The organism is Crenothrix polyspora (assembly GCF_900163755.1).
GTDB classification, from domain to species: domain Bacteria; phylum Pseudomonadota; class Gammaproteobacteria; order Methylococcales; family Methylomonadaceae; genus Crenothrix; species Crenothrix polyspora.
This window is the reverse complement of record NZ_FUKI01000092.1, coordinates 54,495-75,904: the sequence shown is the minus strand read 5'-3', so window position 1 is coordinate 75,904 and position 21,410 is coordinate 54,495. Positions and strand designations below refer to the sequence as shown.

The 21,410-nt window shown below is 42.3% G+C and carries 16 protein-coding genes; 5 read left to right on the top strand and 11 right to left on the bottom strand.

Annotation, left to right across the window (positions count from 1 at the left end):
• The first annotated feature begins 232 nt into the window (after nucleotides 1-232).
• Entirely contained in the window at nucleotides 233-2,668 is a 2,436-nt protein-coding gene (dnaB, locus tag CRENPOLYSF2_RS05475; protein ID WP_087142938.1) for a replicative DNA helicase, read from the top strand.
• A complete protein-coding gene (gene alr / locus CRENPOLYSF2_RS05470) occupies nucleotides 2,665-3,738 on the top strand; it encodes an alanine racemase (protein ID WP_087142937.1) in 1,074 nt (357 codons plus the stop codon). The genes dnaB and alr overlap by 4 nt, the downstream gene beginning before the upstream one ends.
• 163 nt (nucleotides 3,739-3,901) lie before the next feature.
• On the opposite strand, the gene pgaD is transcribed toward alr, so the two are convergent.
• Genes pgaD through pgaA form a run of 4 tightly spaced genes read right to left on the bottom strand, consistent with a single transcriptional unit; the run spans nucleotide 3,902 to nucleotide 10,234 of the window.
• On the bottom strand, nucleotides 3,902-4,387 hold the full coding sequence (pgaD, locus tag CRENPOLYSF2_RS05465; RefSeq protein WP_087142936.1) for a poly-beta-1,6-N-acetyl-D-glucosamine biosynthesis protein PgaD: 486 nt from the start codon (nucleotides 4,385-4,387) through the stop codon (nucleotides 3,902-3,904).
• Nucleotides 4,384-5,784 (bottom strand): poly-beta-1,6-N-acetyl-D-glucosamine synthase, encoded by a 1,401-nt coding sequence (pgaC, locus tag CRENPOLYSF2_RS05460; protein ID WP_087142935.1) that lies wholly within the window; start codon nucleotides 5,782-5,784, stop codon nucleotides 4,384-4,386. The genes pgaD and pgaC overlap by 4 nt, the downstream gene beginning before the upstream one ends.
• Before the next feature lie 2 nt (nucleotides 5,785-5,786).
• A complete protein-coding gene (pgaB, locus tag CRENPOLYSF2_RS05455; RefSeq protein WP_087142934.1) occupies nucleotides 5,787-7,664 on the bottom strand; it encodes a poly-beta-1,6-N-acetyl-D-glucosamine N-deacetylase PgaB in 1,878 nt (625 codons plus the stop codon).
• Between the two features lie 2 nt (nucleotides 7,665-7,666).
• Nucleotides 7,667-10,234: a poly-beta-1,6 N-acetyl-D-glucosamine export porin PgaA gene (pgaA, locus tag CRENPOLYSF2_RS05450; RefSeq protein ID WP_087142933.1), complete on the bottom strand. Its 2,568-nt coding sequence runs from the start codon at nucleotides 10,232-10,234 to the stop codon at nucleotides 7,667-7,669.
• Nucleotides 10,235-10,800: 566 nt separating this feature from the next.
• Between pgaA and CRENPOLYSF2_RS05445 the strand changes: the two genes are divergently transcribed.
• A complete protein-coding gene (locus tag CRENPOLYSF2_RS05445) occupies nucleotides 10,801-11,850 on the top strand; it encodes an HlyD family secretion protein (protein WP_087142932.1) in 1,050 nt (349 codons plus the stop codon).
• A 154-nt stretch (nucleotides 11,851-12,004) separates the two neighbouring features.
• Here the strand turns inward: CRENPOLYSF2_RS05445 and CRENPOLYSF2_RS05440 are convergent, their stop codons facing one another.
• From CRENPOLYSF2_RS05440 to CRENPOLYSF2_RS05430, 3 genes are all read right to left on the bottom strand, one after another.
• The gene (locus CRENPOLYSF2_RS05440) at nucleotides 12,005-12,334 is read right to left on the bottom strand and encodes a sll1863 family stress response protein (protein WP_087142931.1); all 330 of its coding nucleotides are present in this window, start codon (nucleotides 12,332-12,334) and stop codon (nucleotides 12,005-12,007) included.
• A gap of 73 nt (nucleotides 12,335-12,407) precedes the next feature.
• A complete protein-coding gene (locus tag CRENPOLYSF2_RS05435) occupies nucleotides 12,408-12,614 on the bottom strand; it encodes a hypothetical protein (RefSeq protein ID WP_087142930.1) in 207 nt (68 codons plus the stop codon).
• A gap of 713 nt (nucleotides 12,615-13,327) precedes the next feature.
• Nucleotides 13,328-13,756, bottom strand: coding sequence for a hypothetical protein (locus CRENPOLYSF2_RS05430; RefSeq protein ID WP_087142929.1), 429 nt, complete (start codon nucleotides 13,754-13,756; stop codon nucleotides 13,328-13,330).
• A 409-nt stretch (nucleotides 13,757-14,165) separates the two neighbouring features.
• Between CRENPOLYSF2_RS05430 and CRENPOLYSF2_RS05425 the strand changes: the two genes are divergently transcribed.
• Nucleotides 14,166-14,639, top strand: a complete 474-nt coding sequence (locus tag CRENPOLYSF2_RS05425) for an EVE domain-containing protein (RefSeq protein WP_245807909.1) — start codon at nucleotides 14,166-14,168, stop codon at nucleotides 14,637-14,639.
• A gap of 34 nt (nucleotides 14,640-14,673) precedes the next feature.
• Here CRENPOLYSF2_RS05425 and CRENPOLYSF2_RS05420 read toward each other — a convergent pair whose 3' ends face one another.
• From CRENPOLYSF2_RS05420 to CRENPOLYSF2_RS05405, 4 genes are all read right to left on the bottom strand, one after another.
• Nucleotides 14,674-15,918: a competence/damage-inducible protein A gene (locus tag CRENPOLYSF2_RS05420; RefSeq protein WP_087142928.1), complete on the bottom strand. Its 1,245-nt coding sequence runs from the start codon at nucleotides 15,916-15,918 to the stop codon at nucleotides 14,674-14,676.
• A 73-nt stretch (nucleotides 15,919-15,991) separates the two neighbouring features.
• A complete protein-coding gene (locus CRENPOLYSF2_RS05415) occupies nucleotides 15,992-16,912 on the bottom strand; it encodes an AEC family transporter (RefSeq protein WP_087142927.1) in 921 nt (306 codons plus the stop codon).
• Between the two features lie 138 nt (nucleotides 16,913-17,050).
• On the bottom strand, nucleotides 17,051-17,830 hold the full coding sequence (locus CRENPOLYSF2_RS05410) for an efflux RND transporter periplasmic adaptor subunit (protein WP_087142926.1): 780 nt from the start codon (nucleotides 17,828-17,830) through the stop codon (nucleotides 17,051-17,053).
• Between the two features lie 419 nt (nucleotides 17,831-18,249).
• Entirely contained in the window at nucleotides 18,250-19,209 is a 960-nt protein-coding gene (locus CRENPOLYSF2_RS05405) for a nidogen-like domain-containing protein (RefSeq protein ID WP_140396806.1), read from the bottom strand.
• 397 nt (nucleotides 19,210-19,606) lie between these two features.
• Here CRENPOLYSF2_RS05405 and CRENPOLYSF2_RS05400 point away from each other — a divergent pair, with 397 nt between their 5' ends.
• A complete protein-coding gene (locus tag CRENPOLYSF2_RS05400) occupies nucleotides 19,607-21,250 on the top strand; it encodes an OFA family MFS transporter (RefSeq protein ID WP_087142924.1) in 1,644 nt (547 codons plus the stop codon).
• The last annotated feature ends 160 nt before the right edge of the window (nucleotides 21,251-21,410 follow it).

The window sequence follows — 21,410 nt, the reverse complement described above, 5'->3', positions numbered from 1 at the left end:
CTCAATAACGCGTTATAATAACCACTGTGTGTATCTTCATTAATTTTCCTCAGCTTGTTTGGTTTATCACTTAACAGTACGATAGTAACGGTGCGGCTTGTCGTGTGGTGGGTAAGCAGCTGATGGTTAGTAAGCTCATCATGAACGGTTTTACTTGTTGCATTGGTGTTAAGTGGCAAGCTTAACTGTATGAGTCTCGGATTAAAGAGTCTTTATTTTTGTATGGCGTACTATGTCTGAAAATTATGTGTTTGATCGTGATTATGCAATGGAATCTTTAAAAGTTCCACCCAGCTCTATTCAAGCCGAACAATCGGTTTTAGGGGCGTTAATGCTGGATAATCAAACCTGGGATTCCATCGCTGATAAAGTCAGCGAGGTTGATTTTTACCGCAGAGATCATCGGTTGATTTTTAAAACCATTGAGCAATTAGCGGAAAAACAAATTCCGTTTGACGTAATCACTATTTCGGAAGCGTTGGAAGTATTGGGTGAGTTAAGTGATGCTGGCGGTTTAGCGTATTTGGGTATGCTAGCCAAAGACACCCCTAGCGCGGCCAATATTGTTAATTATGCCAATATTGTGCGTGACCGTTCTGTGTTACGGCAGTTGATTCATATTGGTACAGAAATTTCCGACTCAGCCTTTAATACCGATGGCCGCGACACTTCCGAGCTGTTAGAGAGTGCTGAGCGGGCAGTGTTTAAAATTGCTGAACAAAAACAACGTGGCCAAAACAGTGGGTTTACCTCGATTAAATCTTTACTTGCTAAAGCGGTTGATAAAATTGAAACGTTATACGGGCAAGAAGGCACAATTACCGGTGCCGCAACCGGATTTACTGATTTTGATGAATTAACCTCTGGCTTGCAACCTGCGGATTTAATTATAGTGGCGGGTAGGCCGTCCATGGGTAAATGTTTTGGCAAAGGCACGCGTATTTTAATGTACTCCGGTGCAATCAAGGCGGTAGAAGACATACAGGTGGGTGACGTTTTAATGGGTGATGATTCCACGCCAAGACAGGTATTATCGTTGGCACGCGGCCAAGAGGCCATGTATTGGGTGCGACAAAATAAAGCCTTGGATTACCGCGTGAATGCGTCACATATTTTGTCATTAAAACGCAGTCGTAATGAAAATAACTCTAAAAACGGGGATGTTCTCAACCTGCCGCTCACTGATTATATGGCGGCCTCAGCTAAGTTTAAGTCTAATTACAAAGGTTATAAAATGGCTGTAGAGTTTGCAGAGCAAACTTTGCCGCTGTGTCCGTATTTTTTGGGTTTATGGTTAGGTGATGGTACGAGTGCTTCGGTAGATATTGCCACGACGGATAGCGAAGTGGTTGCGTATTTACGAGATTATGCTGAGCAATTAAATTTGCATTTGACTGAAAAATTGTCTACAGATAAAGACGGCAATCATAAATGTCTATTGTATAGTATCAGTTCTCAACAGTGTGGTAATCATCAGCACACTTTTTCGTTGCAGAAAATCTTAAGGCAATTGGCGTTACTTAATAATAAACATATCCCATCGCTGTTTTTAATCAATTCTCGCGCTAATCGATTAAAGTTGTTAGCAGGCTTGATAGACAGTGATGGCCATTATGCACAGTCGTATAAAGTGTACGAAATCACCCAGAAGAATTTTGCATTAGCGACACAGATTAAATTTTTATGCGATAGCTTGGGTTTTAGAACGTCTCTTGTTGAGAAGCAGGCGCGTATTAAAAAAACAGGCTACGAATGCACGGTGTATCGGCTACGTTTTTCGGGTAATATCAGTGATATTCCGGTCAAAATTGTGCGCAAAAAAGCCGCTATCTGGACATCTAACCGAACCTGGCAACACACGGGTATTAAAATTGAATACGACAAGGTAGACGATTATTACGGTTTTGTTTGTGACGGTAATCGATTGTTTTTATTAGAAGACATGACGGTGGTGCATAACACCACTATAGCGATGAACATGGCGGAAAATGTCGCCATACGCAGTGGGATGCCGGTTGCGGTTTTTAGTATGGAAATGCCCGGTGATGCACTCGCTATGCGGATGATGTCGTCCCTAGGGCGTATAGATCAACACCGTGTGAGAACCGGTAAATTGGAAGACGATGAATGGCCACGGTTAACCTCGGCTATTAATATGTTGGCAGAAACTAAGCTGTTTATTGACGATACCCCCGCGCTAACCCCCACGGAAGTGCGTGCCAGAGCGCGTCGATTAACCCGTGAGCACGGGCAATTGGGTTTGATTGTGTTGGATTATCTGCAATTAATGCAATCGCCTTCTAGCGGCGAAAATCGGGTGCAGCAAATTTCTGATATTTCCAGAGGTTTGAAAGCGTTAGCCAAAGAATTACATGTGCCGGTTGTGGCCTTGTCTCAGCTTAACCGCAATCTTGAACAGCGGCCTAACAAACGTCCGGTGATGTCGGATTTGCGTGAGTCTGGTGCGATTGAGCAAGATGCCGACTTGATTGTCTTTGTCTATCGTGATGAAGTGTATAACGAAGACAGCCCTGATAAAGGCGTTGCCGAAATAATTATCGGCAAACAGCGTAATGGGCCTTTAGGCACGGTTAGATTGACATTCTTAGGGCAATACACGCGCTTTGAAAACTTCTCTGGCGCGTATACAACCCAGGATTATGAATGATTGTTGGGGCGTATGCACAGCTTAATGACGAGGCTTTACGCCATAATTTGGCGCTGGTTCGTAGCCATGCACCACATGCTAAAGTGATGGCGGTAATAAAAGCCAATGCGTATGGGCATGGCTTGTTACGTGTTGTCAGTGCCTTAGCCGATGCGGATGCGTTTGCTGTTGCCAGAGTGGATGAGGCTATTCGCTTACGGACAGCGGGCTGTACAAAGGCAATCACGGTATTAGAAGGTTTTAGCACAGCGGAACAATTGGCGGCTATCGTGCATTATCAACTGGATACGGTGGTGCATACGGTTGAGCAAATACGCTTGTTAAATAACAACGCACACCCACAGGCGCGGATTACGGTATGGTTAAAAATTGATACTGGTATGAATCGCTTAGGTTTTAAAGTCAATGATTTTTCTATGGCGTATCAGGCGTTAAACGGCTGCGCTATGGTAAAACATCCTGTGGGATTAATGACGCATCTTGCCAATGCGGATGATAGCAGCGATGATTTTACCTTAAGGCAAATGGCTTTATTTAATAAAGTAACACAAGGCTATTTAGCGCCGCGCAGTCTTGCCAATTCCGCAGGATTATTAGCATGGCCAGCAACTTTGAGTGATTGGGTTAGACCAGGCATTATGTTGTATGGTATTTCGCCTTTTTCTGATCGGGTAGGGCAAACGCTTGGCTTGCAGCCGGTGATGAGTTTGCACTCACAGCTGATCGCGGTAAAATCCATCGCAGTAGGTGAGACAGTGGGCTATGCGGGCAGTTGGCGTTGTGAGCAAGCCACACGTATTGGCGTGGTTGCTATGGGCTATGGCGACGGTTATCCACGATGTGCCAAAGTGGGCACGCCGGTATTGGTTAATGGTTACCGTGTGCCGCTGATCGGTCGTGTGTCTATGGATATGATGACGGTGGATTTGGCCAGTCAACCGCAAGCTAAAATGGGCGATCCGGTTATGTTGTGGGGTAAGGCATTACCGGTTGAAGAAATTGCCGGTTGCGCTAATACCATTGCTTACACTTTGGTATGCGGTATTACCCCGCGTGTTCAATTTGTGTAAAGCTTGGCGATTATGGCTACCCACATAAGACGGGACACAGTACAAGGATTAACCGTTCGTCCTGAGCTTGTCGAAGGGTGGGCGGTTAATCCGATCATGGTTCGACAAGCTCACCACGAACGGCTTAAGCTGAAACTGTCCCGTCTTATGTGAGCAGCCGCGGTTATTCTTTTAATAGGCTGTCAGCAAACTTTTTTCTGTCCATCAAGCTAATGGATTCATGGTTAATAATATTGCCATCGTCATCAAAACTGACACTGATGTACTTAGAGGATTGTTGTTCTATTAAGGAAAACAAATTGACATTAAAGTGATCCGCCAAATCTTTGCCTACTACATGAAATGCTTGACCTCTTCTTTCGATATATCGAAAGCGGTAATAATTGTAAGATACCCACGCAGCAAAAGTCAGGCCAAAAACGGTTAATACTTTACCAAAAAAATACAGCTCGCCAAAAAATTTTGCATTGTGTTTTAGCTCAATAATCTGAAAATGGATTAAGTCGAAACCCATATACCAACTGAGAAAGGTGGATAACGGTATCCACAGATAAAACCAGATAAGCCAAAAAATAAATGACAAAAACGCAGATGAGGATTTTTGTTTTAAGTTAAGGATGGACGGTGTGTTAATAATAAGCTCTTTCATCGATTTCCTCGGTCTGGGCTAGTCCAAACGGCGCGTTTTTTCTTGCCTTTAGCAAAAAACGTTTTACGTACGGCAAGATAAAGCCCAGTGACAGCCACTAACACATTAACTGCCCAATAGATAATGGGATACCAGATAATCCAGTAATATTCTTTACCCATGCCTTTTTCATAGCGTGAGTCAATCACTAAGCTGACCGCGAATTGCAGTAAACAGGTTAAACCCAGTAACATGCCGCCCCAGGTTGGATACATACCTGGCACCATGACACCGTCAGGCAGTTTAGTAAACAGGCTGATGACCCAGAGGATAAAAAACATCATCATGACATAAGCCCAAAATACACTGATCATGTATTCCAGGTAAATAGGTATCATGCGACGGGATTTCCAGGTAAGCATGTTTCTAAAGTGTTTTAGCAGCACTTCTGAGCCGCCTTGTGACCAACGTTTACGCTGACTCCACAGGCCTTTAAAGGTCTCTGGCATTAAAATCCAGCACAGCGCACGCGGTTCGTAGCGTATGTCCCAATGATCCAGTTGTAATTTACAAGTGATATCAATGTCTTCGGTAATCATGTCGGTACTCCAGTAACCAACACGATGCAACGCCGCTTTGCGAAAACCACACACCACACCAGACACGGTAAAAATACGCCCGTATATTTGCTGGCAACGTTTGATTAAACCAATAATCGCTGAAAACTCACCCACTTGTATTTTACCCAGTAGCGTTGAGCGCGTTCTGATTCTAGGATTACCGGTTACTGCCGCCACGCGTGTACCAGAATGAAAATGCTGCATAATTAATCGGGTAGCGCCCGGATCAAGTAGGGCATCGCCATCAATGCAAATAAGAAATTCATTTTTTGAAAACAACGCGGCGGTGTTTAAACCCATGGCTTTACCCTGGTTTTGCTCCAGGTTAATTACCCGCACCCGCTCATGCTTAGTGGCTAGAGACAATAATACTTCTAAGGTGTTATCGGTGCTGCCGTCGTTAATAGCAATAATTTCAAAGTCAGGGTAATCTTGCTGTAATAAAAATTCGATAGTCTCTAAAATATCATAGCCTTCATTATGGCAAGGGATAAGAATGGATACAGGTGGGTATTCTGTTAACTCAAGCTTCTCGACTGAGTTGTTATTTTCTTTGCGTTCCCACCGATAATAATAAATAAGCCCGCCGATAATCCACATGTAGGCCATTAATAACGGATAGTAAAAAGCAAAATCCATTAAAAATCGAAAAATACTGGTTACGCTTGCTGTGCTAGGGTGAAAGATAGCATTACCTATGCTATCTGAGTGGTTTAAAAAGGCTCGCCACAGCGCCGAAAAAAAATCTGACCACTTGGATGCGAGCGTGGCATCAATAACAGATTCGTAAAGTTTCATACCTAGTTACCGTATGGGTGGGTTTCCAGCGACATCATCGTTTTTAACATTGTCAGTGAAGGTTGGTTAAGAAGGAAATTGTCAGGGTAATAACCAAAATTTAAGGCATTATGTCTTTGCAATAATTCCATTTGTGATGCAACTTCTTCATCTGGTATTGGTTGTCGTGTTTTCCAGTCTACGGCTTGTAATTCAAAAACAGTTTTTTTCAGGCCTTGCGGGTGTAAGGCAATTTTATTGATTAACTCGGTTAACCATTCGCTAGGTTTTTCTGCATTTTCCATTTGTGGCATAGCCATAACCGCGACATAGTCATAGCTTTGTAAAAAATTAGGTAAAGATTGCGATAGCCAGGCGCTGCTAGCAGGGTTTAAAGCGACGTTGGCATAAAGATTACGCGCGGTTTTAATTTCTGGGCGGTAATGCCGTACTTTTTCGGCGAGGTGTAAAGTAAAATCGGTTAAGGCCGATACTTTAACAGCCATCTGTTCTTCGGGTTTTAAGCCTTTGGTATGCGATAACGCCGCTGGGCTCATGTCTTCAAAGTCGGTTAACATAGCATCATCGTGAAACAATACGCCGTAAAAATGCGCGTTTTTAGCTAAGTCTTCATAAATTTCAGTAATAAATTCACGGGCTTCGTGATGAAACGGTGACAAGCGTTGGTAACTGTTTTTACTGCGCATTGTTTTGCCGTCTTTTAATTCATGAACCCACCAATCATCGGGCGCATCCACCGCAAAAGCCAATACGGGCAACCAGGCAAATACGTTTACTCTGGCTCTGGTTTTTAATTGCCAAGCGACACGGTTAAATAAGTCGCTGCGCATGGGTAAGTGTCGGTTGGGGAAATACAGGGCATCGGCATTGCCGTTACCATCTGGATCGGCATAGGCTTGCAGATAAACTGTATTGATGTGCAGGCTTAACATACGATCCAGCAATTTATCCAGATTGCGATCAAGTTGCAGCGGATCTTTATCGTAGACGTAGTCAAGGTCAACATGGGCAACACGAACCGGCTCAGATTCATTAAAGTGTGTCAATGTATAAGCAAAATCGGCTAATGTTTTGTTGTCTGTTATTAAATGCCGTTTCACTGCAATCAGATCATACAGATTGTTCATGCCATCTTGCAGGCTCATAGTAACAGAAAAACCATTGTCACGGGCAATGCCAATAGTTTCGTGGCTGAAACTACCATAAGGCCAGATTAAGGCTCTGGGTCTTTTGCCTAAATGCTGGAATAAGGTATCAGCGCTTTTTTGTAAATCGGCATCAATACGCGCTCTAAAAGCGTTGTCTGATTCGTAACTTTTGGTATCGGGATTATAGCCGCGTGACGTAGCGGCAGGTTCTGAGCTATTTTGTGGGTTGCTGATAATACCGTGATGTAAATCATCGGTGTGGGAAGCCATTTCAATGAGACCGGAGTCAACCATTTCTTGCACTTGTGGCCAACTGATAAAGTCTTCGCGTGGTTTTAATTGACTACCGTATTTTACCATTTGGCCTTGCTGTATTTCCATCCAGCTGGTGACTAAGCCATAAACGGCAGGGTAGTGAAATGATTTTAAAGCGGGGTAAATACGGCTGTAAAAACTGCTGTAACCGTCGTCAAAAGTCAGTAATACGGCATTTTCCGGCAACGGTTTATCACCATTCCGCGCATCGACAATATCTTGTATGCTAACCGGATGAAAATTGTGGGTTTTAATCCAAGATAAATGGCTGAGTAATACATCAACGCTAACCGTGGTTGGGTCGTCGTCCCAGCTGTCTTTAACATCGTGATAACACAGTGCAATAAAGCTATCTTGGTAAGCACTAGCTGCCGAGCTAGCCAGTAAACACAACACAAAAGCGAGTTTTTTAAACATGTTTAGAATCTTAAATCGGTATTCAGGTAAAAAATCCAGTTTTCTGTTGGCGTTCCATCGTAAGATGTATAACCTCGGCTTGCGCCGTAGGTTAGTTCAAAGCGGTCAAGGGTTTTCCAGCGATGTTCATATTGAATACTTCCTATTAAGTCAGAGCCATAGCCTTGTTGCCAATAATTGCCTACGGACAAAGCCAGTCTTTGATGGAATGTCGTGTCATAATAACGGTAGGTCAGGTAGTCGTTATCTACTGTTAAAGATACCGTCGCATCATTTTTAGGATTAAAGTAGGGTAGGCCGCTGCGTAACGTAGGCGTGTATCCTTCTGAGTTATTGGAGTAGCCCGCGTTTAACCGTGTGGAAAATTTGTAGCGCGGACCACTGTACCAGCGCTCATAGTAACTGCCGCCGACTTCAAAGCGATTATTATTGTCTGAGTAAGCGGCATACTGTGTATTGAGATCAAACTGCCTAGACTCATGCACTCGGTAGGTTACACCCAGTTTACCTGACGTTGCGGTAGTGCCAGCGCTAAGTGCGCGTAAAGAAATATTGTTGTCGAGGCTATCAAATCCTGCGGACAGTTGCCAGCGATCATTAAATTCATAGCTGACAGCACCATTTATGCCAACGTGCGCATGGTCTTGGCTAAAGTTATCATAGTGAATTTCAGAGGTGGCGATCAGATTTCTAGCAGAATATTCTAGTCCTAATCCGTAAGTTCTTAAGTAGGCACGCAAATCAGGCTGTGGCTCTAGAGGCGGGCGAGCTTGCCCTGGCTGTGCCGGTCTTTGAATTGATTGCATAGGAAATAGCCCTGTACTCCAGCCTTGATGCGCAAAAATGCGGAAATTGTAATCAATAGGCGGTGTGTACAGATAGTTTTCCGTACTGATATCTTCACTACCTCTGGGGTTGTTATTGGTATCTGACTTGGGATTGGTGCTGATTCCGCCGTTATTAGAGGATTTAAACTGCCAATCGTTATGAATATCCCAAAGCTGTTTTTGTTTTTGCACGCCTTTATCTTCGGGGTAATCGCGGAATAATGTCAGTGTTTCTTTTTCTGCTTTGCGGTAAGACTGTAATTCGCGCATTATTTCAGCATGACCTACTTTAAGACCTAAGTGTTTAGGCGCGATATTTAACGCCATATCAAAATGTTTTTCGGCGCGGCGCGGCCAACCACGAAAATAGTAAGCACGGGCTAAATCGTGGCGGATGTCGGTATTAAAAGACGCTCTATTATATAAAGCTTCTAGCTTATCCACAGCGTCGTCAAGTTTGTCGGCATAAGCACTCATATCAGCAAGTGTTAATTCGGTACTGGTTTTTTTAGGATTACCTTTGGTGTATTCTGCCGCATTAGCAGGTTTAAAGCGTAATTTAGCAGGCTGTTCTTTGGCCAGTTGTGCGGCCAGTTTAACGGCCTCATCAAATTGTTCTGTTTCAAGATAGGCATATACCAGCGCTGAACGGGCGCTAAAATCTTGCGGCAGTTCTTTTATAATGGAAAGATAGATATCGCGGGCTTTTTCGGGTTCTTCTAAATACAGATAAGCATCCGCCACTGGTGCGCGTCCGTAGGCGGGTATCGCAATTTTTTGCTGCTGTAAAATGTCGTACTGTTTAATGACATCTTGCATTCTGTATCGATAACGCAGCGCTATAATTAAATCAATACGTGCACGCCTAAGCCAGACTTCAGGTTCTTTAAGTTTTAGCGTTTTAATAAGAGCGATATTGTCTTCAACGGCTTTGATGGCAATATCTGTTTCATCAAAACGCTGTTTTTCTTCAAATGGCGTGGCCTCACCCCAGCGGATTAACGTCGCTGCAGCATCCCAATGAAAGTGCGCCCATTCATCATCAGAAAATAACCCTTTGTTGGCCTGTGCTTTTTCATAGGCGAGCGGGATAGCGCCGGTTGCTGTTAAAGCAAAAATTTGGCCGCGCAACGCGCCTGTATGGTCAGGCTGAAGGCTAAGAATGTTTTCGTATAACATAATTGAAGTCAGGTATTGCTTTTTGACTTCATAGGCCGATGCCAACGCCATCAGTATATCAATATTTTGCGGGTATGTTTGGGCAAGATTGGTCAGTAGAGGAATGGCAGAATCTGCTTGTTGTTGATCAATCATGACCCATGCTAAGCCCAGTTGTGGATCAAGGCGTGCAGGGTCTGCTGCCATAGCACGGCGATACAAGACTTCTGCATGATGAAAGTCTTTAGTATTTCTGGCGGATTTGGCAACGGCTTCAAGGACAAAAATAGGTGCAGTATTGATATTGATAACCGCCTCTTGTTTAAGCACTTCGCTATCGCGGTTTTCCCATGACAATATCTGTATATAATCGTAACGATAACGTTGAATACCGGGGTTATTTTGCAAGATATGCTCAAGTAGCTTTAGTGCTTGTGCTGTGTCACCTGTGCGTGCAATTTGTATGGCTTGTTGGTACTGCGCGTCGGAAGCCATTTCACTCAATGCTGCGGGTACGTGCAGGCACATACTGAGTAAGAGTATTTTTTTAACGGACTTTGACGCAGACGCTCTTAGTCTTTTCATAAAAAATTTTAAAATGCCCTTGTTTTTTTTAAAATATGGCCTAGCAGCTTAGTAGGTATGTTAAGCATATAATTTTTTATTTGCAAATAAAAAATTATTGTTTGGAGTCATAGATAATGTAATAAAAATTGTGAGACGCGCATATCTTTACTTTTTTTAGTGATTTTTTGTAGATATATCAATTTGATTTATAACAAAATTAATTTTTAGGTGTCACATTATTTAACGCCAACAGTGCAGATATTTTGTTGTTGCTTTTAAGCTAGTGTTTTGTTGTTTTTATCCAAAACAGTTTTTTTATCGCCTACTTAGTAATGCAGAAATTAATCTAGGTGCTAGGGTGATGGGTATTATTTTGCCACTCATTTTTGATGTTAACAAGCCATCGTGATAAATTAGGCACTGCTATATGTCGAGATTACGGCATTTTATTGCTTAATTTTACAATTTTTGTAATTCATGTGCAGTATAACATTAGGTCTTTAATAGGCTGCTGGTAATAAAGGAAGAACGTATTTTTCATAATGCGTGGGTTAATCGGGGTTTGATGAAAGGATGTTTTAAACATGAAAATGAAATTCGATAGGCGAACACAAAAATTTTATAAAGAATTAGGTCAAGGTCCTGTAGATGCAATGCCGAGACAAGAGAAAATAAAGTTAACACCGTGGCGAGTGACTTTGCTTATGCTGCTTATATGTAGCCCGTTAGTTTTTTTTCTTATTAAATTTGGTATGCATTTATTAACGGTGCGTGTCTCCGGTTATATTGCTGTGCCACAGATAGAAGTCAGGGCAAATGAGGATGGCTATATAGCAAATATATCTGTTAAATCGGGACAAAAAATTAAAGCGGGCGAGTTTTTGTGTCGACTTGACCAGCCTGAGCTGAAGAAAAAAGAAAGTTTAATTAAATCCGAATTGGATTATTTACAGCACAATCCGTCTGCAAAAGATATCAAAAATCGAGATTCTATAAAGCATGTTAATCTCAATTTTGCAATCAGCCAGAAAGTGTATATGAAAAAACGGTTGGATGAGGTGACGCAGTTATTTAATCGGGGCGCGGCAACCGATGCCGAAGTTAAATTTTCTCGATTTCAGTATGAAGAAACATTGGTGCATCTGGCTGATTTAGAAGCGGCGATAGCGCGTGCCAAGGCAACTACCCGTATGATGCAATCGGCTGAAATAGGTCAAGAAGCATTGCGTATTAAAGAGTTGGTTCTAGAAAGAAAGAAGTTGGATTTACAAGCTAAAGCGCTGGCTATTTTTTCACCCATTCCTGGTAGTATTTCTGACATATTGGCGGTTGAAGGTAGCTATGTCTCTCGGGGGGATTTGATTTTTACGCTAACAAAAAATGAAAAAATTTATATAACTGCGTATTTGGCACCCGATAATATTGATTATGCCGTTGCAGGACGGTCGGCAAAAATACTGTTTGCCGATGGTGAAAAAGTATTCGCAAAAGTGTTGGAGGCCTCTAAAGTGGCAAAACTTACGCCTTTAAATAAGCCGACTTTATCGGGCAATGAAGTTATGATACAGCTAGAGTTTATGCAGCCTATTAAACAAAAATTGATAAATGGTTTACCGGTTGAGATATTTTTTTAGGCTAACAGGCGATAGATTGTCAGGTAAATAATTTCTGCTATAGACTCAATGCAGATGATATCTTGCAGAACCATGTTATTGCACAATGGCTGTCTCTGAAAAGGTAGCGAATGCAGAGGCATTCGCCACCCGTGATCACTGATTTTTACAGGCTTTAGCTAAATAGCGCTTTAATTTTGGCAAGTAACCCTGTCGGGCTGCTTATGTGTTCTTCAACTTCTTCCATTACTTCGGTGCTGACTGTGTTCCATAGGCCTTCAGCTTCAGCAATAAGGCCGCTTAAAGCCTCTTCTGTTGCGTCTTTTATTTGATCAAACTTAACTTCAGCTTCTGAAAATTTAATTTTTAAGTTAGCGATTTGTTCATCGAGCTCTACTTTAAGGTCGTCTGTCGCGTCACCGGCTTTAGCTTGCAAAACATCTAAGTCAGCTTGTAAGCTGGTTAGATGTTCTTGTAATTTAGCTTGAATTTCATCTTTCGTCATAGCAGTGTTATCTCCATCTCAGGTTAAAAGACGCTTTTGTTTAAGCAATAAGCGTGAAACAATTATTATTATTTTACAGTTTTTTCTCTGTTTTCCATAAACTCCAACCGCCGTAGGCCAAGCCAATCCACGCCGCGTATTTTATGAGAGGGGATGCAATCAACGCCAAAATACTGATGACAATAATTGTAAATCCATCCCAGGATGAGCGCTCGGTTATGCGTTTTTGTACCCAGTCGATGACAGAATTTACTATCGATAACCACGATGTTTGCGCCATTCAGTTCTCCTCATTAATTTTAGGTTATAGCAAAAACGGGAGCTTAATGATGCCGTATTATTGCGGTGACGGCTCGGCTCAATCGACAAAATACTATAAAATATTAAAACTTACAATACTAATGCACAATACAGTGAATGGTTCAGATAATGGCCTAAAATTAACGTGCTTATTTTTTAGAGAATATGGCATCGACTTCCTCCCCTAGCTAAAGCAAGGGGATTCCTTATTGCTAAGGAGCAGGCGTACAGTGCTATTACCTGCTGGTTTCTGCTGCTAACGGCATTGTTGCATCGTTCACTTTACAGACTGGCTCCGTCAGCCCGACAGTTGATTTCATGATTGCCGTCATAGTAGCGATCCTAAGCAGCAGTCTTGATTGTAGCGAATATAGCCGCACTAAACAAGTGACTAAACCCTTTTAAGGGTTCGGTCTGTTGCAGTGTGGGTCGTTTTCATCCTCGCCCTAAAGCGGCGGGGTTTTTCGCTCACTTGGATAAATTGTGTAAAACCAGTAAATTCTGACAAAAAAAGCACAATTTAGAGGAATTGCTAACGGATTTATCTGATTTTACGTTTCGTAGCGTACTCTCACGGGCACGTTATGGGGAAGTGAATACTTACAGAAATTTAAGCAAAGACGTTACCACAGGTTAGAGGTTGTTGAGTTAAACTGGGGCAAAATGCCGCTTGGCTTGAGCGCTTCGGTAGATTTATTTAGGGGACTCTAAAATACGTTTATTTTTATAAACAGCCAGTGTGCCGAATAAAATATGCGATAAACCCGCGTATAAAAGACATAGATCAAGATTGGGGTCTGTTTCTATGCTGTTTATCTCACCATAAAATTGCACTGAACCGATCATGACGATGAGAAAAAATCCTACAAAAATAAAATGTTGGTATTGTTTGGTAAGAAAACAAAACAAAAAAACCATAATTTCTGTCAATGCCAAGTACGCCATAATAGATCGTAGATTATTGGCCAGCTCGCCATAAAGATCGACATTAAATTCAAAAATACTGTAATTTTCAGTGAGTGATAACAGGCTACCTACCGACATCATGAGTAAGGATACATAAAAATTAGCCTCAATGGCATATTGAGCGCATTGCAAGGCAATGGCAGAAATATTACGCACGGGAGATCCTTGCTGTTCAGCTAAAAGACCCTCCAAGAGACTACTTTGGAGGGATTATAGAGGAGTCATATAAACTGAGAATATCGAATAAGCCCACGAAAGCTTATATCCGATAAGTATGCCCAGTCTGACCGTACACTTAATTTTAAGTTCCCAATGAAATGACCTATTTTTTATAAAAATTAGCCGTCATTACGAAATTATCATTGTGTGCATACATGAGCAATAATCCGCGCACCCAACTGCAAGTAAATATTTTATTATCAATTTGTTTTTTATGGTAGTTTAATGAATATAGTGCAGTAATAAATGCAAGATCAATACCGCACACCGTATAAAACAATATGTAATGCCCGTGTTATAAGATAGCGATTGGCGTTGCTTAACACTTTATTTTTTAAAAATTACTATGTCCGCTGCCTTAAAAAATTATTGGCTAATGAAGTCTGAACCCGATGCCTTCAGTATTAACAATTTGCGTGACCGACCTAATCAAACCGAACACTGGGATGGTGTGCGTAATTATCAAGCCAGAAATATGATGCGCGATGATATGAAGCGTGGTGATTTAGTGTTTTTTTACCATTCCAATTGCGAGATACCAGGTATCGTCGGCATTATGGAAGTTGTAAAAGAAGGTTATCCTGATTTTTCGGCCTTTGACCCAGATGATCATCATTTTGATCCGAAAAGCGACCACACTAAACCACGTTGGATGATGGTTGATGTAAGATACGTTAAAACGCTGTCGCGTACTATTACGCTAAGAGAGCTTAAAGACAGGCCAGAATTAGAGGGCTTGGCCTTGGTAAAGCGCGGTAACCGGCTGTCGATTATGCCGGTTAGCCAGCAGCAATGGCAATTTATTCTTACTTTGGAATGATGGCTGTTAATGGCTATACGTCTTTGCTAAACAGTTACTGTGACTGGGTTGATGTATTTGGCTTGCGCGTTAAGAAGTACCGGCGCAACACGTCTAACGACATTAACGCGGCTTGCTTTTGTTTGCGTTGCAAAGTTCCGCCAATGGAATGAGTTTCGTGTTGATACATATCCCCTGCCAATAATACCGTGTGTACAATAATGGATTGATTTTTATCGCACAAAATGTCACGTTGTTCCGCGTATAATTGTACCAAGGCAAAATCAGCACCTTGCTGCTGCTGTAAATGCCGCGCAATGATTTTGGCAAATGCGATAATATCATCCGTCATCGGCACTAAAGAAAATTGTGTTGCCACGCGTGGCAACGACTGTATATAGCTGGCGCTAAGCAACCACTCCATGCCCAGACACTTAGCCGCTAACAGGCCTTGGCTGGCAGTTTCTAACACGGCTAAACGATGGCCGCCACTGAGCATCAGTTTGTCCAATGTCGCCACCAAATCGCCGGACTCCTCGCCCAATCCATCAATAGCATACACACACGCCGCCAAGCACTCTGCAATGTCGGCGACTAATTGCCGCAGCATTAATTCTGAATAAGCAAAAGGAAATAACAGTTTAACTTGCACATCTTCTGCGGCTCGAAAGCCCAATTGCACATCGTGTGGAATCGTAACACCGGCAATACATTCTTGTATGGCAGATTCGCCCATGCCGATAGTTTTTAAGGTGATTAATCGTGCGGGGTGTAATTGAAATCGCCCCGTTAAACTTGGCAGAATTTTTGCCAAATACATGTGTTGCATCTCGGACGGTACGCCTGGCATAAACGCAAACCAGCAGCGCTGAAATTTAACTGCAAAGCCAGGTGCTGTGCCCATGTCATTATCTAAGCGTTCTGCACCCGTGGGTAACCAGGCTTGTTTGCTGTTGGACTCTGGCATGGCGCGGCCACGGTGCGCAAAAAATTGTTTAATCTGCGCGTAAGCAGTGTCATCAAATAATAAAGGTAAGTTGAAGGCTTTTGCTACCGCTTCGGCGGTTAGATCATCAGTCGTCGGCCCTAAGCCACCCGTACACAAGCAGCAGTCGGCACGTTGGGCGATTTCTTGCAGCAAAAGCACCAAGTCTGCCAATTTATCCCCTACCGCCGTGTGCCTAACAACATTAAACCCCAGTTGTACTGAATGTTGCGACAGCCAGGTTGCGTTGGTATCGGTGATTTGCCCTCGGATGATTTCTTCACCCTGGGAAAAAATTTCCAGTAATGGATTCATAGTGTTAACTTAATAGTAAGTGTGATTATTGAAGCCTCATTTTTCAACGGGGCAGCTGAGTGTCTCGTTTGATTTAAGGCGTTAATACGCTATACCAAAATGGCAAAGTGAAGAAACTGAGTATTGTTGTTACAGTAACTGTCATGGCATACAGCGCACTGTCTAAGTGATAGCGATCACAAAAAATAATGCCGACCACCATGCTGGGCATTGCCATTTCCAACACCGCCGCTGCTTTATGTGGTGCATCAAACCATAGCCAACCCGCTAACCATAATGAAAACAACGGCATCAATAGCATTTTAATGATAACTACCGGCAATAAAAACGGCAGATTACGGCAGCGTACCGTTGACCAACTCAAAGCTAATCCTAAGGAAAATAGCATTAACGGCACTACGGCGGCGGATAATTTTTGCAAAATGTCTGCCAATACCGTCGGCATAATAACGTGATTGAGGTTGAGTAGCACCGCCACTGCTGCTGCCCAAAACGGTGGTGCGTTTAAAAATGATAACACCGGTTTATGCTGTTCGGTAGCACCTTCACCAAAATGTCGTGCTATCACAATACCCAAAGTAAACACCAATGGCGCGATTGCAAAAACATCAATTTGTATGGCTACTGATCGCGCCCATCCGCCAAAGGTTTGTTCCAGAACCGGTAACCCCAAATAAGTTACATTGGAAAAAGCCGCTGCAAGTAGCATGGCCCCCTGCTTTTTGTGATTAAATTTAAACAGTAATCCCAGTAAACTCATGCTTAGCAGACCCATAAAAACACCGGCCATACCCAAGATGGTATATTGAATCGACTGTATACCAATATTTGACCGCCACAACACCTCTAATACCATCGCGGGTAAAAATAAATAATACACCACAGTCGTCAACACGGGCCGAACTTGTTCGGCAGATAAGTTGCCAGGTTGTAGCGCGCGCCAAACCGCGCCACAGGCGATCAGCGCGGCCATTTGTAACAGGGTTTGCGTCATGATTTACGTTATCTCTTTTAAAAGAGGAGGAATATTAACGGTTTGATGGGGAAATGTGCGAATTTTAAAAATTAACCGCCCGATTAAGTGGACGGTTAATATAACTATATTGTTAATGTAACAAAAGCACCGAGCAGACTAATTAGGCTGGCTCACTAAGGCTACAATACTGTCAGTTTTTGGTGTCGCATTGCCGGTATTTTCAGTAATACGACCGTGCACAGTGATCATTTGACTGCCTGGATCGACTTTGCCGCCTAAACTGGTCAATGTAATGGTATACGGCTTAGCGGTTGCATTATGATTTACTTGGTAAGACTGCCCGACTTTAATGAACGGCATTTGATTTGATTGTATCAATAGCTCGACTTCTTGGTTGTCATCCATAATTTCCATGAGATTGTCGCCGGTACGTAGCACTTGAGATGATTTGGCCAGTAACTTGACTATTTTTCCTGCAAAAGGTGCATAAACCACGCAGCGATCCACCCATGCTTTTGCGACGCGCGCATCCGCCTGGGCAATTTTGTACTCCGCATTAACCAAGTCGATTTCCAAAGTGTTAATAGAATGTGCTGCTTCTAATTGCTGCTTAATCTTCGCTCGATCATTCAGTATCAGGTTAACTTTCTTTAGGTGCGATGTCTCTTTAGGGCAATCGATATTGGCCAATACTTGGCCAGCAACAAAATGCTCGTTATTACCTAGTGTGAAATTTTTAATATGTCCTGGCATTTCACTGGTGATTAAAATGCCTTGTTTAATTTGTATTTGTGCATGTTGTAAAAGTAAGGCAGATTTATCGGCCTCAGACGATAAATCAGGAATGTCAGTAGAAAATGGGGTGGTTTCCGATTCAGAGTAAGAAAATTGAGTGTGTGTTAAGGCGATAACTAAAAAAACAAATGTCCGTTTCATTTACAGGGCAAGATAGGGTGTATAAAGAGCTAATAATGGTATAGATTAATTGAAAATTTTAGTTTTGCACAGCGATTACGAGACTTTATTTACCTGTATTAAGACAGCAAGCAAAATCATTAAGAATATATTTTAAATAAGCTTTTAGTGTAAGAAATACGCCATAAATACATAATGTTTTGACATTGATTGGTCGATTTTGCTGGATACTAAGTACAGATTTTGCTAACACTAAAAATATCGTGTCTTGTGTTTGTTATACAGCGTTTTCAACTTAGGACAGTTACAGCCACCGTTCGTGCTGAGCTTGTCGAAGCACGAACGGCACACTTCGACAAGCTCAGTGCGAACGGTTACGCTGTAACTATTGAACTGTGAAAACGCTGTAACACAGTGAAAATAGCTAACCTTGATTGCCGTTAAGCGTGGCAACTAAAAAACTTGTCTACTAAAGGACGTAAATTATAACGCTTAATAGCGCAGCCAAGCATTGCTATACTAATTAAAATCAATGTGTTAGGTTCTGATACTGCGATGGGGTTAACCAAAACACTATTACTCATTGTAAACATATAGCTCACAGGTGTATTAAAATCAATTGCACTACTCGCTAATGCCAGATTGTCGTTGTCTAACAATGCACCGTTTATGTCAGAATCAACCAAAACACTATTACGCATTGTAAAAATATAATGCCCAGGTGTATTTGAATTGCTGGTGTTCGTGGTTAATGCCAGATTGCTGCCATCTAGCAATGCACTGTTAATGCCTGATCCTGCGAATTCATGGTATGTCTGTGAACCGTTTGTCCAGCCCGATAAAGCAGAACTGCCACCCAAGCCTTTTATACCTCCGCTGGCATCACCGCTTTCCCATTGAATTTTGTCATAATTAAATTCGAAATCGAAGTTACCTAGGCCAGTATCGTTGCGATCAGTAATAATAAGCTGAAAACTATTGAGCTTGTCGGTGTGCCTGTTGTAATACCCTACATCTATCCAGTTGACACCGAATACAGTGCGACCATTAATAGTTGTGTTACCGTACGTTATGGTATTACCTGTGCGAGTATCAACATCAGCAAAAAAAGGTGCCAAAATAGATTTGTTTATACTAGAAATAGGCCCTGTTTGATAATTGCCATTCGCCGCATCAAAAGATACATTGCCGTTGGTGTTAATGTATACGTCACTGTAGGATGTACCAAAAAAATTGATAGTCATGCCTAGCGCAGTCAGTGTAGAGTTGTCATCATTTTCTGCAATACGGGTCGTAAAGCTGTCTTGATCATGAATGGCTCCGGCATAGACATTGCTACTGGCGGATAATATGAATAATAATGTACAGGCCTCGGCTGTTTTTAGTATTGTGCGCTTCACTTTTTGATCCTTTGCTGTAAATCTATGGTTAATCAAATAAAAGCGGAAATGCGAGCCTTTATTTATATACTGCAAGCATGATTTATGCCAAATTTTGTCATTATCTAACAAAGAAAATTAATGATTTTTATTTTGTAAATCAATATGATGCGATAAATTTTGCTGGGTTGGTTCAATTTTAGGTGCGTGTCGTTATCAAAATCGCACAGCGCTTACTAAAAAATGTCACTTTGTGACAATTTTTGGCTATCTTGTTAATCGATAAGCTTAGTTTTTAGCGCTTTATCTTTCAAGACACTTATTAAATCCCACGCTGATATTTTCAGTGTCACAGCGCATACCGATCTCAGAATTGTGCGCGTATAATTTGCGTTAATTTGGCTGACGGAGAGACTTGATGCCCCCTATTACGCCGCGTTTTTTTGATAAAGAGCGCACTATTGCCGATGCGAATTTTAATCGCTGGTTATTGCCACCAGCCGCACTGGCTATTCATTTGTGCATAGGTATGGCTTATGGTTTTTCGGTATTTTGGCTGCCGCTCTCTAAAGCGCTGGGCATTAAAGAAAGTATTGCTTGCGAAGCGGGCTCTGGTTTTTTTCAGGCGCTAATAAGCACGCAATGCGATTGGAATATTGCTACATTAGGCTGGGTTTATACGTTATTTTTTGTATTTTTAGGTTGTTCGGCAGCATTATGGGGTGGCTGGCTGGAACATGTAGGGCCACGCAAAGCCGGCGTAGTCAGTGCTTTATGCTGGTGCAATGGGATGTTAATTTCTGCGCTAGGCGTGCATTACCATCAATTTTGGTTGCTGTTGCTGGGTTCAGGTGTTATTGGTGGCATAGGCTTAGGTTTAGGGTATATTTCACCTGTATCAACCTTAATTAAGTGGTTTCCAGACCGGCGTGGTATGGCCACCGGTATGGCAATCATGGGCTTTGGTGGCGGTGCAATGATAGGGTCGCCGCTGGCAGTGACTTTAATGAAGCATTTTGCCACCCCCACTAACGTCGGTGTTGAAGCAACGTTGGTGATTATGGCGGCCATTTATTTTGTGTTTATGATGACGGGTGCATTAGGTTATCGAATTCCCCCAGCCGGCTGGAAGCCGCACGGTTGGTCAGCGCCACAAAAAGATAGTAGCAACACCATGATTACCCAAGGCCACGTACACGTTAAAAACATTTTTAAAATTAAGCAGTTTTGGCTACTGTGGGGTGTGTTATGTATGAATGTCAGTGCCGGTATTGGTATTATCGGTATGTCATCTCCTATGTTACAAGAGGTATTTGGCGGCCAGTTAATAAGTGTTGACACGCCATTTGCTGCATTGGATAAAACGCAGCTGGCTGCCTGTGCAAGTATTGCCGCTGGTTTTACTGCTTTGCTGAGTTTGTTTAATATTGGCGGGCGTTTTTTTTGGGCGAGTTTGTCTGACAAAATGGGACGCAAGTTGACTTACTGCGTGTTTTTTGTGGTTGGGGCTTTGTTATATATCAGTATTCCTGGCAGTGCCGACGCAGGTAATCGACCTTTATTTGTGGCTGCGTTTTGCTTAATTCTTAGCATGTACGGTGGTGGTTTTTCTACGGCTCCTGCTTATCTTGCGGATTTATTTGGCACACAAATGGTTGGGGCGATACATGGCCGTTTGCTTACCGCTTGGTCAACTGCGGGTATTTTAGGGCCGGTGATTGTTAATTACATGCGTGAATACCAGTTAGCGCAGGGTATTCCTCTCGAACAAGTGTACAATCAAACCATGTTGATATTAGCCAGCATGCTGGCGATTGGCTTTGTGTGTAATGTATTGATACGTCCGGTAGACGATAAATGGTTTATGACGGATGCGGAGTTGGCGGAAGAAAAACGTCTTGCTCATGAAAAAATTGCTGTCACTAAGAGCGTACCGCAAATTTCTGCAACCAATCAATTCAGTAATATTGCTGTGGTTTTTATGGCGTGGCTGGCGATTGCCATTCCGTTGCTTTGGGGTATTTACAAAACACTGGCCAATGTTGTCAAGTTTTTTTCTTGAGAAATGTACGGTGGGCAATGCGATATTGCCCACCATTTTTATTTTACCGTAGCTTCCTCGTGAGCATTAAAAGTTATTTGGCTTTGGAAAACTGTTTATTACTGTTGCATGATGACCGCATGTTGTAACAATTACCCCGCTGTTCCCGCTACAATATAAG